Source organism: Archangium sp. (assembly GCF_036388035.1).
Lineage (GTDB): Bacteria > Myxococcota > Myxococcia > Myxococcales > Myxococcaceae > Archangium.
This window is the reverse complement of sequence record NZ_DASVSO010000959.1, coordinates 1-15,894: the sequence shown is the minus strand read 5'-3', so window position 1 is coordinate 15,894 and position 15,894 is coordinate 1. Positions and strand designations below refer to the sequence as shown.

The window sequence follows — 15,894 nt, the reverse complement described above, 5'->3', positions numbered from 1 at the left end:
CGCGCAAGCTGACGGGCCTGGAGACGGCGCTCACCCGCGAGTTCTTCGATCGGCTGTGCGAGCCGCTGTCCAAGCGCTGCATCGCCGTGTGCGACGCGGTGATGAAGGAGGCGGGGATGGCGCCGGGGGCGGTGGGGACGGTGCTGCTGGTGGGCGGCATGACGCGGGTGCCGCTGATCCGGCAGCTCGTGACGGACTTCTTCGACAAGGTGCCCTCCACGGAGGTGAACCCGGACGAGGCGGTGGCGCTGGGGGCGGCCATCCACGCGGACGAGCTGGCGCGCCAGTCGGGCGCGGCGCTGCTGCTGGACGTGGTGGGCAACTCGCTGGGGGTGGGGGTGCTGGGCGGGAGGGTGAAGCGGCTCATCGCCAAGAACAGCTCGGTGCCGGTGAGTGCCAAGGACGTCTTCTACCCGGGCCGCCATGGACAGACGGAGGCGCGCATCTCCATCTACCAGGGGGAGAGCGACCTGACGGACGAGAACCAGAAGCTGGGCGAGGTGGTGCTGCGCAACCTCCAGGGGGCCTCGCGCACGGACACGCCGCTGGAGGTGACGTTCGAGCTGTCCAACGAGGGCACGCTGTCGGTGCGGGCCACGGACCTGAAGACAGGACTGGCCGAGTCGGTGAAGCTGGAGGCGCGGCCGAACCTGCCGGGCCAGGAGGCCGAGCGGCTCGTGAAGGAGCAGGCGGCCTACGCGCAGAAGCAGGCGAAGGAGGACGTGAAGAAGACGGAGGAGACGTTCCGCAGGCTGCTGGAGCGCGGGGAGAAGCTGGCGAAGCTGCTGCAGCGCAGCGCCGAGGAGAACCCCAGCGAGCAGGCGACGGCGGCGGTGAGCAACGTGAAGTCGCTGCTGGAGTCGGGCCGCAACGCCTTGGAGACGCACGACGTCGAGCAGTGCGCCCAGGTGTCACGTCAGCTCACCCAGCTTCTCTCCTCGGGGCGCTGAGAGAGTCCCTGACGAGGGTCAGGGACCCGGGTGACTGGCTCAGATGGTGCCCGGAGCGGCCGGGGCGCCGACCTGGGCGTTGATATCGCCCTTTTTCTCGGCCGCCTTCTCCGGCGTCAGCTCGTAGGTGTGCTCCGGCTTGTAGCCCATGATCCACAGCCAGGGGACGAGGAAGAAGAAGCCACCGATGCAGGGACCGACCTGGAACTCCTCGTCACGCTTGAGGACGGTCTCGAAGTCCTTGTAGCCCTCCTTCGTGATGCGGACGCGCGTGGAGGAGCCGACGACCTTGGTGTCCTCGTACGTGTACGGCGTCTTCCCCACCTTGCTGCCGTCGATGTAGAGGTTGGCCTCGCCCGGCTCGGTGCGGATGATGGTGGTGCTGGCGCAGCCGACGGAGAACACGAGCGCCGTGCTCGCGGCGGTGAGGCGCAGGAAACGCTTGGATTGAAGGGTCATGGTGCGCGGGATAGTGTGCCCGGCGCGATGGTGTCAACGTTCGAGATGGTGACCGCGCTGGCATTGCTCGCCGCGCCCCCGGGACCCTTCGGCAACACCCGCCATCCCGTCACGCGCGAGGTGCGGTTACCCCCCACGCAACGCGTGCAAGCCACTCCGTCCTCCTCCGCCAGCTTCCTCGGGACGGCCCAGGGCTTCTACCGGTACGTCCTCAGCCCCATCGATGGTCCGCGCTGCTCCCACCGGCCCACGTGCTCGCTCTACTCCCGCGAGGCCCTGGCCCGGCACGGCCTGGTGGTGGGGGTGTGGCTGACCTATGACCGGCTCCTGCGCGATGCGCGCTCCTCCTCGGTGCGGCGGCTGCCCGTGCGCCTCGAGGACGCGCGCATCGTCTATCTGGACCCCGTGACGGAGAGTACCTTCTGGTTGCCCTGACGACCCTGCTCGCCCTGACGTTGGCGCTGGGCTCCGAGCCCGAGCAGCTCGGCTTCGCCCACTCCCTGCTCGCCGAGGGGGACCACTACCGCGCCATCGGCGAGTACAAGCGCTTCCTCTACCTGTACCCGGAGTCGCCGGCCGCGGACGAGGCCCGCCTCGCCATCGCCCGGGCCTACGTGCGCGGCGGACAGACCGAGGCCGCCGTGGAGCACCTGCGCTCGCTCTCGGGACGCTCGCCCGAGTGGCGCGGCCTCGCCCTCCTGGAAACGGGCTGGGCGCGTCACACGGGCGGCGAGTTCGAGGCCGCCACGCGTTCTCTTCGCTCCTTCCTGTCCGTGGAGGAGATGCCCCGTTCGCCGGAGCAGCTCGACCGGGCCCGGTACCTGCTGGGGTGGGCCCTGTTGAACCAGGGCGATGGGGCCGGTGCGTCGGAGGCCTTCTCCGCGGTCTCCCCCTTCCCGGGGCAGAAGCCTCTCACCGAGGCCGCACGCAACTGGAAGGCCCTGCCTCGCAAGTCGCCCCTGCTGGCGGGAGTGCTGTCGGTGGTGCCGGGCGCGGGCCATGTCTACATCGGCGAGCCCGTGACGGGAGTGGCTGCCCTCGTCTGGAATGGCCTCTTCGGCTATGCCCTCTACGAGTCCATCCGACGGGAGCAGATTGGCGTCGCGGTGCTGCTCGGGGTGCTCGAGTCCCTCTGGTACTCGGGCACCATCTTCGGCGCGGTGAGCGGTGCCCAGAAGTACAACCGGGACGTGCGGCGCGAGGCGCTCGACCGGCTGCGGGCGGAGTACGACGACCACCCCGAGGGGTGGCCCCTTCCTCCGCCCGTGCGTTGACAGTCCCGCGCGCCCGCCTCCCGCGACCCCCGAGCGCCGGGGCGCCCTGCTCGGTTTTCTGGCTGTCCGAGCCCCCGCCCTCGGTTTTTCGAGGGGCCCCTCCGCTCAACCGTCAGCGCCAACTCCGCGAAATCCCGAGCGGCGGGCCGCGTGGGGGGCCCTGGCACAGGGGTGGCAGAGCCCGCGCCACGGAGTGCCGGGCCGGATGAAGACGAGGAGTCAGTACATGCACTGGAAGAACAGCGGTTGGCTGGGGCTCGCGTTGCTGGGGCTCGTGGGGTGCGGTGACAAGGGCGGGATTCCCGAGAACCAGCCGGTGCAGATGAAGGCGAAGCTGGAGTCATTCGCGAGCTGCGGGGCGCTCGAGTCCTATCTCGAGGACACCGCGGTGCTGGACATGCGCACCACGATGGAGCAGTCCAAGCCGTCCTATTGGAAGTCGCGCGGCGGCTGGTGGGGCGGCCCCATTGCCGTGGACGACAGGGCCCCGTCGCCCGCCGAGGGCGCTCCGAACGCACCGGGCGCGGGCGGCAATCCGTCCTCCGGTCCGAAGGACCACACCGGCACCAACAACCAGGTGGCCGGCGTGGACGAGGCGGACTTCGTGAAGAACGATGGCACGCGCATCTTCGTCCTCTCCGGGCAGAAGCTGTACGTGCACCGCTCCTGGCCCGCCGAGTCGATGCGCGCCGAGTCCTCGCTGAAGCTCGAGGGCTGGCCGCGGGAGATGTTCCTCAAGGGCGACCAGGTGGTCGTCTTCTCCGTGGTGCACGAGCCGCTTCCGGGCGGGGGCGATGCTGCCACCCAGTGGTCGTGCCCGCCCATGCGTCCCTGTGGGGCCTACTCGGCGCCGCTCACCAAGCTGACGACGGTGGACGTGTCCAACCTGGCCGTGCCCCGGGTGACGGGCGAGCTGTACCTGCCGGGCGACTACCACAACGCGCGGCTGACGGGCGGCTCGGTGCGGCTGGTGATGCGCGACGTGTTGCGCTGGCCCTCGAGCATGCGCTGGTGGCCGGACTACTCCCAGGGGCTCTGGGAGGACGAGCCCAAGCTGGAGAGGGAGATCGACAAGCTGATGAAGCACAACGAGCAGCTCATCCGCGCGCAGACGCTGACGGACTGGCTGCCCGTGGGCCGGCGCAAGCTGCCGGACGGCACCGTGGAGACCGTGGGTTACAACTGCGAGGACTTCCACAAGACGAACGCGCCCACGAAGGTGGGCATCGTCACGGTGGCCTCCATCAACCTGGACGCGGCGGTGGTGCAGGCCCCGGGCCGCACCTCCCTGGTGACCGAGCCGGGCGAGGTGTATGCCACCGACAGCGCGCTCTACCTGGCCACGTCCCACTGGTGGTGGTGGCCGGAGCCGGGGCAGAAGGACCACACCTATCTCCACAAGCTCGACCTGAGCCAGCCGGAGCAGGCGCGCTACGTGGCCAGCGGCACGGTGGAGGGGCGCCTGCTGGACCAGTTCAGCATGGACGAGCACGAGGGCGTGCTGCGCGTGGCCACCACCATCTCCTCGCGCGTGTCGGAGCTCGGCAACTCGTGGGGCCGCGTCGAGACGACCAACCGCGTCTCCACCTATAGGGAGGAGGGCGACCAGCTCGCGTTGCTGGGGCAGAGCGAGGAGCTGGCCAAGGGCGAGCGCATCTACAGCGCGCGCTTCCTGGGCGACAAGGGCTACGTGGTGACGTTCCGGCAGGTGGATCCGCTCTTCACCTTCGACCTGTCGGACCCGGCGCACCCGCGCAAGGTGGGCGAGCTGAAGGTGCCGGGCTTCTCCACGTACATCCACCCGGTGGGGGACACGCACCTGCTGACCATCGGCGTGCACGTGCCGGAGAACGGTGACTGGCGCGCGCGGGCCCTCAAGCTGTCGCTCTTCGACGTGACGGACCCGGCCAACCCGCGCGAGGCCTTCACGCAGCTGGTGGGCACGGCCTACGGCTGGAGCGAGTCGCTCTACGAGCACAAGGCCTTCAACTACTTCCCGGCCAAGGGCCTGGTGGCCATCCCCTTCGCGGACTGGTCGCCGCAGCCCTACTCCGGGGACTACTGGAGCAACTTCGTGAGCGAGCTGCGCGTCCTGCGCGTGGACCCGGCCACCGGCTTCACCCCGGTGGGCGCCATCTCCATGAAGGACGTGTACCAGACGTTCAGCGCCCCCACCTGGAGCTATGTCTACTCGCCCGTCGTGCGCCGCAGCGTGATGGCGGACGACTACGTGTACGCCATCTCCGACGCCGGTGTGCGCGTAGCTCCCCTGGGCAACCTCTCGCAGCCGCTGGCCACCTCGCGCTTCGACCCCATCATCTCCTTCTACCCGTGAGGCAGTAGACAGGCCGGTCGCCCGAGGGGGAGGCGACCGGCTCCCGGGTCAGGCAAGGAGGGCCCGGTGCGTCCGCGAGGGAGGGCCGCGCATCCCGCGCGGAAACCCGCTATAGGCGAGTCGCTGCCATGTCCGCCGAACTCCCGACCCGTCGCCAAGAGCTCCGAGCGCTCTGGAAGCTCGCCCTGCCCATCGCCATTGCCCAGGCGGGCCAGTCCCTCATGAGTTTCGTGGACACCGCCGTGGTGGGGCGGGCTGGCACACAGGCCCTGGCGGCGGTGGGGCTGTCCACGGCGGTGTTCTTCGCCGTCAGCAGCTTCGCCGTCGGGCTGATGATGGGGGTGGACCCGCTGGTGTCGCAGGCCTTCGGGGCGGGCCATGCGCGGCGCGCGCGGGCCCTCCTCTGGCAGGGCAGCTACCTGGCCGTCATCGCCGGGACGGTGCTGGCGGTGCCGCTGGTGGTGGTGCCGCGGCTGCTGCCCTCCTTCGGGGTGGACTTCGCCGAGCTGCCCGAGGTGAGGGACTACCTCGACTGGCGGGCGCCCAGTCTGCCCCTGATGTTGCTCTTCATCAGCACGCGCTCCTACCTCCAGTCCGCAGCGCTCACCCGCCCGCTGGTGGTGGCCACCGTGGTGGCCAACGTCTTCAACCTGGGGGCGGACATCCTCTTCGTCTTTGGCGGCGAGGGGCTGCCGGCCTGGTGTGGTCCGCTGCGCCTGGTGCCGGCCATGGGGGTGAAGGGCTCGGCCATCGCGACGTTGCTGTGCTGCGTGCTGCAGTGGGCCATCGTCGCGTGGGCGGTGCGGCAGATCTCCGTGCCCGGCGGCATGCCCTCGGTGCGGCCGGTGCGGGCGGACCTCCTCCAGGCAGTCCGGGTGGGACTGCCCATCGGCCTGCACATCGCGGCCGAGGTGGGCGTCTTCTCCCTGGCGGGCGTGCTGGCGCGGTGGCTCGGCCCGGAGAGCATCAGCGCGCACCAGATCGCCATCTCCTTCGCCAGCCTCTCCTTCACGGTGGCCCTGGGCATCGGCAACGCGGGCAGCGTGCGGGTGGGCTGGGCCGTGGGCGCGCGCAACACCCCCCAGGCCCGGCTGAGCGGATTGATGGCCTTCGCCTCGGGCGCGGGCTTCATGTCGCTGGGGGCGCTGGTGTTCGCGCTCTTCCCCGAGTGGCTGGCACGCCTGATGGGGACACCGCCGGAGGTGATTCCCCTGGTGGTGCCGGTGCTGATGGTGGCCGCCGTCTTCCAGATCTCCGACGGCGTGCAGGGCGTGGGCGCGGGCGTGCTGCGCGGGACGGGAGACACGCGCTTCACCTTCATCGCCAACATGGTGGGGCACTACGGGGTGGGGCTGCCGGTGGCGCTGCTGCTGGGCTTCGGGCTGAAGCTCGGCGTGGTGGGCATCTGGTGGGGCCTGTGCGTGGGGCTCACCGCCGTGGCGCTCGCACTCTTCTGGCGCTTCGAGCGCCAGAGCACGGGCACGTTCCAGCCGCTGGAGGCGTGAGGGGCGAGCGCTCTAGGCTCGAAGCATGCGCATGCTTCGAGCGATGGTGCCCTGGCTGCTGCTGTTGGCTGGGGTCGTATCTGGCCCAGCCCAGGCGGCGTCCCCTTCATCGGTGGCCTCCCTGGTACACGCCAGCTTGCTCGGCGCGGATTCCATCCGGGTCAAGCTGCTGGCGTACCTGGCTCGCGGTGACATTCCAGGTGCCATCGCGATGTACGAGGCCCATACGGGAAAAGTCGCACCGGCGTGGTTGATGGACCTGCAGGTGGCCTACAGCGTCGCGAATCAGGCCGCCGGCAAGTGCCAGCAGGTGGCTCGCATCATCTCCACCGCCTTCTCCAAGCTGGGACAGACGCCGCAATACATCGCGTTCAAGGCGAAAGGAGCTGAAGAATTCATGGTCTTCGAGCTTGCGAGTGGAAAGAGTGCTCCTGTCTCACGCAATGCCTACCACGTGGCTGTCAGGGTAGGAGACTTGATCTACGATGCGTATACGGGACCGCTTGGGATGAAGCTCGCGGATTACCTTCCCCGTCTTCATGCCAGGCAAGGAGTGACCTGGGAAATGGTATCCCAACCATGAGCGAAGAGAATGACGCGACAGGCCCGGCCCCTCATCGTCATGTCTACCTGCTCGATTACCTGATGCGCATGCGGCAGGAAAAGACGAGGGGCTTGTTGCTGGATATGGGGGAAGTCAACGTCTCCCTGTTGGTGGCATTCACCGCTGGATACCGGGCCTGCCAGTCCGCCAATGGCATCAGAGATGAGGAGTACATTCGCTTCCGCGACTGGCTCCGCGACGTGAAGCACGAATTCCCCATGGAGGGCTGGGACGTGAAGTACCTGCGCGACTGCGACGGCGACCACGAGCGCGCCATCCACAAGTTCCTCGACTTCGTCGCCGAGTTCGTCTCCCTGCGTGAGCGGGAGAAGCAAGGCGGCTGAACGAGCGCCGCCCTTACCTCACCCCGGCAGGTAGTGCTGGATCATCTGCCGCCACACCGGCCAGTCGTGCGTCCCGCCCCACCAGATGGCCAGCTGGTTGCTGATGTCCTTGGACCACAGCAGCTTGGACAGGTTCTCGTTGGACGGGCGGCAGAAGTCGTGCTCGCCCACCGCGAGCATCATCTCCACCCGGCGCAGCGCCGAGAGATGCCCCGGGTCGCTCACCCCCGGCAGCCACTGCATGCACGAGTGGTAGTACACGCTCTCGTCCTGGTGGCCGTTGAGGAAGTCCTCCGTCTCGAACTTGCCGCCCATCGACAGCAGGCGCTGGAAGACGTGCGGGTGGCGCAGCCCGATGTTGTAGGTGTGGAAGCCTCCGAAGCTGCACCCGCCCAGCGTCAGCCGGCCTCCCGTGCTGCGCGACTTCAGCAGCGGCACCACCTCGTGCAGCAGGTACTGCTCGTACGCGGCGTGCCTCGCCACCCGGTCATGCGGATGGATGGACGTGTTGAACCAGCTCTCCTCGTCCACCGAGTCCGCGCACACCACGAAGTAGCGCCCCGCCTGGATGCGATCCGCGATCGCCCCGATGAGGCCGAAGTCCTCCGCCTGGTAGAAGCGTCCCTTGCTCGTGGGCAACAGCAGCACGGGCTCTCCGGAGTGCCCGAAGGTCAGCAGCTCCATGTCCCGGCCCAGACGCTCGCTGTACCACTTGTGGTATTCGCGATTCATGGCCGCACCTTAACTCCCCGTGCGTGGAGCGCGAGCATCTTCCCGTCACTCGGGACGGGCGGGGCGCGCGACAGTGAACAACACGCGGGGAGGGGCGGCTCAGAAGCGCAGCATGGGGCCGCCCAGGATGGAGTGCAGTGGCTTGGCGCACTCGCCGGACGGGCTGGGGGTGGTGCCGTCCACCCGCACGTCGCACCACTGCCAGGCCGTGGAGACCGAGATGCCCAGGTGCTCGCCCAGCCACGTGTCCATGCCCAGGCGCACCGCCGTGCTCAACCCGTCATGCAGCATCCGCCGCGGCGCCCCGAAGTCATCCAGCGTCAGCGGCGTGGAGCGGCTCTGCGCCACACGCAGCCCCACCCACGGGTTCACCCCGCCGTCCCGCAGGAAGCGCAGGCGCATCTCCAGCCCCAGCGAGCGGTAGTCCAGTTGCAGCTGCTGGCCCTGGATGCTCGCGCCCCACGTCTCGACTCCTTCGCCCACCACGCCGAGCGACAGCCCGAAGGGGGCCTCCACTCCAACGTAGGCCTGGAGCGCGCCGCCCTTGGCTCGCACTCCGGAGACGTGATCGATGATGAAGCCGGTGCTGGCCGAGGCGTAGCCTCGCCACTCCCCCGCTGCCGATGTCCCCGCCCACAACAACCCCACCACCAGGCTTCCGAGACGCGCAACGTGTCGCATTGGGCACGAAGCTTAGCCCAGACCCGCCCCATCAGGTCCACCCACACGGTGGGTACGTGCTCTGGCGGGCAGTCGGTGGCCGCGGGTCGGGGTAGAGTCCGCTCCATGTCTCTCTCTTTTGATGCGGCTGCTCGCGCCGTGCGCGAGGCCCTCACCGACGCGGGCCGTGGCCTGGTGGAGCGTGAGGCCATGGTGGAGCTGGTGGCGCTGTGCGCCGTGGCCGGGGAGCACCTGCTCGTCATCGGCCCGCCCGGCACCGCCAAGAGCGAGGCCGTACGACGCACCGCGCGAGCGCTCGGGGGCGGCTACTTCGAGTACCTCCTGGGTCGCTTCACCGAGCCGTCCGAGATCTTCGGCCCGGTGGATCTGCGCAAGCTGCGCGAGGGCCTCGTGGAGACGGAGACGGCCGGCATGCTGCCCGAGGCCGAGGTGGCCTTCCTCGACGAGGTGTTCCTCGGCTCCACCGCCATCCTCAATACGCTGCTGGGCCTGCTCAACGAGCGCGTCTTCCGGCGTGGCCACACCCGCATGCGCTGCCCCCTGCGCGTGTGCGTGGGCGCCTCCAACGCCCTGCCCGAGGACGAGTCCCTCGCCGCCTTCGCCGACCGCTTCCTCGCGCGCACCTTCGTCGAGTCCGTGCCCGACCCGCGGCTGGAGGACCTGCTCGCCGGGGGCGCCTCGCTGTGGCGCGCGGAGGAGGCACGCACCGCGTCATTGGAGGCGCTGGACGTGCTCGCCCAGGCCGCGCGCGAGGCGGACCTCGGGCCCGCGCGCCCCCACCTCGCCCACGCGCTGCGCACCCTGCGTGCCGCCGGCATCGGCCTGAGCGACCGGCGCATGGTGAAGGTGCAGCGCCTCGTGGCCGCCGCCGCCGCGCTCGCCGGGCGCTCCACCCCGAGCGTCGCCGACCTGTGGCCCCTCATCTACGCGGTGCCCACCAAGGAGGGACAGGCCCTCGCGCGCGACGTGCTGCGCGAGCTGCTGGCCCACTCGGAGAACCCGGCCCTGGCCGCCGCCGCCCTCGAGGCCAGCGCCGGGCCGCTCGCGCGGGCGCAGCGCATCGCCCAGGCCGGCCGGAGCGTGCTCGCCGAGCGGCCCTCGGACGCGGACGCCGAGGCCCTCGCCTCGTGGCGGCTGAAGCTGGAGGGCGTGGCGCGCGAGATGGACGCGGGCTTCGCTCCCGAGGCCCTGCCCCCGGAGCTCCGGGCGGTGCGCGAGGAGCTGCGCGCGGCCCTCTCCCAGGCACCCCGGACCGAGGCGGCCTGACGTCTCCGCCGCTGCGACAGGGCAGCTCGCCCTTGCCCGCGAAGGCTCGCAGCCAGGCGTGCTCGTCGCGAGCCCGGAGCTCGCAGGACTCCTCCTGCAGCGAGGCCAGGGGCCAGCGGTTGTAGGCTGACCGCTTCACCGACTCCTCCCACTGGCCCAGCTCCACCCACAGGGTGATGCTGTCCATCCGGGTGTCGCTGTGCCCCGTCAGCTCGGAGCCGAACAGCTGGAGCCGCAGCCCCATCTCCAACTCCAGGCGTGAGCGCTGCTCTCGCAGGCGGGCCCCCACTTCCCACAGCAGTCGTCCCATCCACCGCTGCTCGTCCTCGCTCAGGTGCGCCTTGCTGGCCTGGGCGCGTCGCAGCAGCTCCATGCCGAGGGATCCCCCCTGGGCCGAGCTGGCCAGCAGCCAGGCATGGTGGCCGGGCGCGGGCAGCAACCCCTCGAAGCGCTCACGCGTCTCCAAGAAGAACCGCTCGCTCGAGGGCTGCTTCCACTCGGACAGCACGACGAGCTTCTCGAGCACTTCCAGGTCGCCGCGCTCGAGGAGCGCCGAGGGCACGCTGCCAGCCAGGAAGGAAAACAGGGCGAGCTGGAGGGTTCGCGGGGAGGGGCCGGCGAGCTGCCCGAGCCGCTCGTCCACCGCGGGCAGCAGGAGTTGGCGCGATGGCACTCGCGTCTCGATGAGGAGGAGTTGCTCGCGCAGCGCCAGGAGGAGGGGCACCGAGGAGGTGGCGCGCACCTGTTCGAGCACCCCGGGGTGGCTTGCCTCCGCCAGCGTCACTTCCAACGCCACCAGCATGAGGCGCTGGTTCGGGTCGGCCGCCTCCCAGGCCCCCCGGACGTGGGCGAGCACATGAAACACCTCCAGCGGCTCGGGAAGCAGGGGGCTCTTGCTGAAGTCCGGTCGCCCGAGGGATTTCCAGGCCTCGAAGAAGGCATGACGCCAATCGGATGAGCGGGGCCGGCGCTCGGCGAGTTCCAGCAGCAGGCGCGCTTCTGGCGTATCCCGCAGACGTGGGTGCGAGAGGATCGCCCGCGTCAGGTTCCACTCGCCCTGCTCCAGGTACCAGCATGCGTTCACCAGCCAGGCTGGCGCGTAGAACCTGCCGGCCTCGAGCGCAGCGGACAAGATGCGGCGCGTGTCCGGGTGGCGGGCGAAACACAGCCAGGCGGCTTCCTGGGTCGACCGCGCTGCCCGTATCCGCTTGTCCGCCGCGTCCCGCGACTCCAGCCACTGGAAGGTGGCCCACCCGCCGCCGGCCACGACGGGCACCAGCCCCAGGGCCCACCGCAACAACCGGCGGCGTGGCGAGGGTTGCCTGCTCGCTCCCAGACCTGACGCCCGAGTGCTGTCTCAAGCAGAACCCAGGTCAGTGGGAGCGTTGCACCGGCTCGTCCGAGGCGGCGCGGGCTCACTCCCTGGCGTTCAAGACCACTGCCATCGGCGTGGCTGGGGGCTTGGCGGTGCAAGCCGTGCACATCGGCTCCGCCGAGCGCCGGGGCGTGGAACTGGTGGCGGATCTGCTCGCGAAGGTCGAGAAGGCCATCGTGCGGTGCGTCCGCCGGGCGGATCAGCAGGTCAACGATCACCACTTCAACGGAAAGAGCCCGAGCCGGGAGCTCTGTCAGCAGGTGAAGGTGGGCGAACGGACGACGTGGGCCGTCTACCTGGGGCTCTTCAAGCACGAGCAGGCCTGGCCGTGCCTGCGCGAGGCGCTGGAAGCGCTGGTGCCGGGACGCTACCTGCTCCATCCCCGATTCCAGCTCAACGCACGGACGGGAAAATGGGAGTACCTGAATGAGAACGAGGTGAGTCAGATCGTGACGCAGGAGGGCTGGTCGGGTCTGCGGGGAACCATCGAGCCGGACATCATCCTCCTGGATGAGAACGGCGTCGTCGTCCATGTGTACGATCTCAAGTTCCCGTGCCCGAAGACCAATGTTGCTAACTGGGAGTGGTACAGGGAGGGGAGCGGGAAGGAAGGGTCACAGGGAGAGCTCTATAAAAGAGCCCTCGGGGTGACACCCAAGCTCGTCTCCCCACAGGAAGGAGTCGTGCCGAAGATGAAGTAGATCGAGAGGCCTACCATGCGCTACCCGAGGTTGCGGTACTACGACAAAGACGGTTGGCTAGGGGCGAGCGATGCCCTGCTCATGTGCTTTTACATGCCGCATCCCAACGAGCGAATCGCACCCGCTGTCGTTCGTGCCGTGGAACTCTTCCGGGAACGGATACGGCCCCACCAACTCGCATGGAACGACACGGGAGAGGGGCAAGCCGAGCCGCTCGATGAGGCTTCCTGGGAAAGAACCCGCAGGGACATGCTGGCAGGGCCCAAGAGGGCCGCGTTCATACAAATGTGGGACAGCCCGCGCAGGTTTGGTGGCCTCCATGTGGATTACAGGGGGTTGTCCGCCGTTCCCCTTCCGTGGCCAGACCGGAAGGACGACGTGTGCGTCCTGTACCTGCGCCTGCCCACGCAGTACCTGGAAGAGCGGGGTCCGGAGCACGTCCGTGTGCTCGCCCTCGAATTGGCGGCGGAACTCCCCTTCAGCTCGGGCTATGTAGACTTCGTCCTTTGCTCGTCCAGTGAGGACGAGACCGAGGCCCTCAAGCTCATCCGTCCGCGCTACCAGGGGGTGCCCCTCGCCTTGAGCGGAGCCACCATGAACGTGGGCACCTGGGTGGACGGGGTGCATTGGATGAACTTCCTCGGGCAGCCGGTGCTCGGGAAGCTCGGCGGTGTGTCCGGGTTGCGTGAGCGCTTGGTGCTCCCGGGCCTCTCCCTCCAAGAGATGAGCGGAGACCGGGTACTCATCACGCTCGGCGAGCGGCCAGAGGTCGGGGACGTGGAGGCCGGCCAGACGCTTCCCCTGCACCGCGCGCTCGCCCAACTCCTCGCGCCCTCCCTCTACCAACGAAAATCGTTCTTCGGAAACCCGGTCCCCGAGGAGCTGCTCCGTTGGGATCGCCGCTTCCTGGAGTGACGCGAGTACCAGGCCCCGGGTGAGGTAGGCTCCGCCTCGTGGTGAGCCCGTCGAGTCGAGAGTCGCACTTCCTCCCTTCCTGGAGTCCTCGGACCCAACCGCTGCCCGCGCTCGCGGTGGCGGGCGTGGGGCCGGTGGCGCTCGCGCTCGCGCGGCGGGTGCTGGCGGAGCGGGACGCGGCGCTCGCCCGGTGGAGCGGTGTGGCCGGGCCCGGCGTGCTGGTGTTGCTGGGCGACGCGGAGTCGCTCCCGTGGGTGGATGGTGTCGTGTACCTCGGGCGTGACGCGGCGGCGCCCTCCCTGCTGCTGCCGTGCACGCTCGCTCCAAATGTGGCCCCCGCGCTGCTCGACCGCGCGCTCGTCGCCCGGGCCCGTGTGGGCACGCCGCTCGCCGTGCTGCCCCGCTCGGGACACCTCGTGCCCGTGGGCGCGGCGCGTCCCGTCTCCCGCGAGACGCTGGGCACGTGGTTGGCGAAGCAGGTGGGCCCATGAGCGCTCTGCCCGAGGCGCTGCGCCCGTGGGCGACGGAGCTGTCCCTCTTCCCGGAGGACCTGGCGCTCAGCATCGGGGCTCATGTGGCGCGGCTGGCCGCGGCGCTCGGCCCCATGCGCGCGCGCACCGAGACCGAGGGGGACGAGCTCCACGGCTATGACGGCCTCACCCGGCGCGGCTCGCCCGAGCGGCTGCTGATGAGCGAGTGGTTGCTGGCGATGGAGGCCCCGGACGAATTCGTGCGCCGCGCGGCCTTCGGCGAGCAGGCCTTCCTCCGGCCCGCCTTCCGCCAGCCCCAGGGCGGGCGCCGCGCCGTGGCCCTCCTGGATGCCGGGCCGGACCAGTTGGGAGCCCCGCGCATCGCGCACCTCGCGCTGCTGGTGGTGCTCGCCCGGCGCGCCGAGGCGGCCGGAGCGGGCTTCGCCTGGGGCGTGCTCCAGTCCTCGCCCGAGAGGGGGCCCTTCACCACGGTGGACCCCGCCGCCATCGGCCAGTGGCTGAAGGCCGCCAGCATCGAGCCCCCCACGGACGCACGGCTCGCGGACTGGCGCGAGGCGCTCCAACTCGGGCGCGGAGCCGATGACGTGTGGTTGGTGGGCGGCTCGCGGCTCTCCCGGCTCCCCGGGGTGGAGGGCCTGTCCCGCGTGGCCGTGGAGGAGGTGGTGGCTCCCGGGGCCCGGCAGCTCGCGGTGGAGGTGAGGCCCGCGTCGCGACCGCCGCGACAGGTGGTGCTGGAGCTGCCCCCCGAGCCCCAGTGCGTGCGGCTGCTGCGTGACCCCTTCGCCACCGCCGTCGCCGCTCCGGTGTTCGACACCAGCCACACCACCGTGCGCGGCATCCGCTTCTCCCCGGACGGGCTGCGGCTGCTGCTGGCATACGGAGATGGCGGCGTCGCGGCCCAGGCGCTCCCCCAGTCCCCCCGCGCCACCCTCCCCAGGCCCAAGCGCTTCCAGACCCCGCGCGGGGGGGCCGTGGTGGCCATGGGCTGGCGTCGCAATGGCGGGCTGCTCGCGGTGACGCTGCGCGAGCGCGCCCTGCGCGTGCATGGGGTGGTGCAGGGCGTTCCCAACAGTCGCGGCGTGTCCTTCTCTCTGCCCGAGGACGACTCCTTCCGGTTGCCCCGCGCTGGCGAGCCTCCGCTGCTGGTGGTGTCCCTGGTGCGGCATGGCCGGGAGACGCCCCTCGTGCTGGATGCCGCGGGCGTGCTCCACACGCTCTCCTGGGATGCGCCTCATCCGAGCGCCGTCGCCACCTGGCGGGGCGTGACCGCGCTCGCCGAGCGCCGTGGCACCCTCGTCCTCGTGGGTGGGTTCTCCACCGAGGAGGGCTCGCGCAAGTTGAGCCTCTGGTGCTATTCGCCCGCGAACGGGGGGCAGCCCCAGCCCCTCCCGGTGGAGGGCGATGGAGAGGCGTATTTCGGCCAAGCGCAGGACGCCCACGAGGCCTTGGGCCTCCCGCTCGCGGTGCGCCAGCAGCCTGGCCGTTGGTGGATGGCACAGGACACCACCGGGAAAGGGAGCACGCAGCTGTCCCTTCCCGTGGGCATGTGCGTGGTGGGGTTGTGCGCCTGGAGCCCGCTCTCGCAATGGCCGGGCATGGGACTGGTGGCGCTCGGGCAGGACCAGCGCTCCTTCTATCTGGTGAAGGGGGGCGGCACGGCCGAGCTCCTGATGCGGGCTCCGTCCCGGGTCGTCACCGCCTGCGTCAGCAACGCCCTGCCCATGGTCGCGTGGCTGACGGACAAGGGCGAGGTGGGCGTGTGGAGCTTCCCGTACCGGGCCCTCGTCTTCCGCTCCACCCGGGGAGGGACGTCATGAAACCCGCGCGACATCCGGGGCCCCGGGCCCATGTCCACCAGGGCACCGTGGAGGCCGTGGCGCTCTGGTTCGACCCCGCGCTCCTGGGCGAGGCGGAGGCGCGTCGGCGCGTGCTGTCCGCGTGGAGTCCGGGCGCGGGCGTGTACGCGCTCGCCGGGGGCTTCCTGTTGCGGCTGCCCGCTCCGCGCCGCGTGGCCAGTGCGGGGTCGCCGGGCCTGCCCTTCACGCTGGAGGACGGTGTCCTCCTCTCCGCCCCCCTGTCTCCCTCCGAGCGCGAGCGCCTCGCCGCGCCTCCGGGCGCCGCCGTGCTGGTGCGCGCGGGGACGGCGGAGGTGTTCCCCCTCGAGGTGTCCCGGCGGGTGGAGGTGTCGACCTGGCTCGACGTGTCCGCGTGGGAGGTGCTGCCCGTGGAGGGCCTCGGCGCGCCGCCTCCGCCCGTGCAGGC

At 70.3% G+C, this 15,894-nt stretch carries 16 protein-coding genes; 13 read left to right on the top strand and 3 right to left on the bottom strand.

From position 1 onward, the window contains the following. Positions 1-950: Hsp70 family protein (locus VF697_RS39635; RefSeq protein WP_331103394.1), on the top strand; the 950-nt coding region annotated here is incomplete at its 5' end. A gap of 39 nt (positions 951-989) precedes the next feature. On the opposite strand, the gene VF697_RS39630 is transcribed toward VF697_RS39635, so the two are convergent. Then, complete coding sequence (locus VF697_RS39630; RefSeq protein WP_331103392.1) at positions 990-1,409, bottom strand: PEGA domain-containing protein; 420 nt, start codon at positions 1,407-1,409, stop codon at positions 990-992. Between the two features lie 27 nt (positions 1,410-1,436). On the opposite strand from VF697_RS39630, the gene yidD reads away from it, so the two are divergent. From yidD to VF697_RS39600, 6 genes are all read left to right on the top strand, one after another. After that, entirely contained in the window at positions 1,437-1,844 is a 408-nt protein-coding gene (gene yidD, locus VF697_RS39625; RefSeq protein ID WP_331103391.1) for a membrane protein insertion efficiency factor YidD, read from the top strand. Between the two features lie 20 nt (positions 1,845-1,864). Beyond that, positions 1,865-2,683, top strand: coding sequence for a tetratricopeptide repeat protein (locus VF697_RS39620; protein ID WP_331103389.1), 819 nt, complete (start codon positions 1,865-1,867; stop codon positions 2,681-2,683). Between the two features lie 205 nt (positions 2,684-2,888). Continuing rightward, a complete protein-coding gene (locus VF697_RS39615) occupies positions 2,889-5,018 on the top strand; it encodes a beta-propeller domain-containing protein (RefSeq protein WP_331103387.1) in 2,130 nt (709 codons plus the stop codon). 128 nt (positions 5,019-5,146) lie between these two features. After that, a complete protein-coding gene (locus VF697_RS39610; RefSeq protein WP_331103386.1) occupies positions 5,147-6,523 on the top strand; it encodes an MATE family efflux transporter in 1,377 nt (458 codons plus the stop codon). Positions 6,524-6,548: 25 nt separating this feature from the next. Further along, positions 6,549-7,106, top strand: a complete 558-nt coding sequence (locus VF697_RS39605) for a hypothetical protein (RefSeq protein WP_331103384.1) — start codon at positions 6,549-6,551, stop codon at positions 7,104-7,106. Beyond that, positions 7,103-7,471, top strand: a complete 369-nt coding sequence (locus VF697_RS39600; protein WP_331103382.1) for a hypothetical protein — start codon at positions 7,103-7,105, stop codon at positions 7,469-7,471. Before VF697_RS39605 ends, VF697_RS39600 begins: the two co-directional genes overlap by 4 nt. Positions 7,472-7,489: 18 nt before the next feature. On the opposite strand, the gene VF697_RS39595 is transcribed toward VF697_RS39600, so the two are convergent. Together VF697_RS39595 and VF697_RS39590 are read right to left on the bottom strand one after the other, a co-directional pair. Beyond that, entirely contained in the window at positions 7,490-8,203 is a 714-nt protein-coding gene (locus VF697_RS39595; protein ID WP_331103380.1) for an esterase family protein, read from the bottom strand. 99 nt (positions 8,204-8,302) lie between these two features. Continuing rightward, the gene (locus tag VF697_RS39590; RefSeq protein ID WP_331103379.1) at positions 8,303-8,854 is read right to left on the bottom strand and encodes a hypothetical protein; all 552 of its coding nucleotides are present in this window, start codon (positions 8,852-8,854) and stop codon (positions 8,303-8,305) included. 135 nt (positions 8,855-8,989) lie between these two features. On the opposite strand from VF697_RS39590, the gene VF697_RS39585 reads away from it, so the two are divergent. The 6 genes from VF697_RS39585 to VF697_RS39560 form a co-directional block, all read left to right on the top strand. Beyond that, the gene (locus tag VF697_RS39585; protein WP_331103378.1) at positions 8,990-10,150 is read left to right on the top strand and encodes an AAA family ATPase; all 1,161 of its coding nucleotides are present in this window, start codon (positions 8,990-8,992) and stop codon (positions 10,148-10,150) included. Positions 10,151-11,617: 1,467 nt separating this feature from the next. After that, a complete protein-coding gene (locus tag VF697_RS39580) occupies positions 11,618-12,226 on the top strand; it encodes a hypothetical protein (protein ID WP_331103377.1) in 609 nt (202 codons plus the stop codon). A 15-nt stretch (positions 12,227-12,241) separates the two neighbouring features. Beyond that, a complete protein-coding gene (locus VF697_RS39575) occupies positions 12,242-13,141 on the top strand; it encodes a type VI immunity family protein (RefSeq protein ID WP_331103375.1) in 900 nt (299 codons plus the stop codon). Positions 13,142-13,179: 38 nt separating this feature from the next. Continuing rightward, positions 13,180-13,632: a hypothetical protein gene (locus VF697_RS39570; RefSeq protein ID WP_331103373.1), complete on the top strand. Its 453-nt coding sequence runs from the start codon at positions 13,180-13,182 to the stop codon at positions 13,630-13,632. Then, positions 13,629-15,449, top strand: a complete 1,821-nt coding sequence (locus tag VF697_RS39565; RefSeq protein ID WP_331103371.1) for a hypothetical protein — start codon at positions 13,629-13,631, stop codon at positions 15,447-15,449. Before VF697_RS39570 ends, VF697_RS39565 begins: the two co-directional genes overlap by 4 nt. Continuing rightward, the coding region (locus VF697_RS39560; protein WP_331103369.1) for a bpX6 domain-containing protein at positions 15,446-15,894 on the top strand (449 nt) is incomplete at its 3' end. The genes VF697_RS39565 and VF697_RS39560, both read left to right, overlap by 4 nt.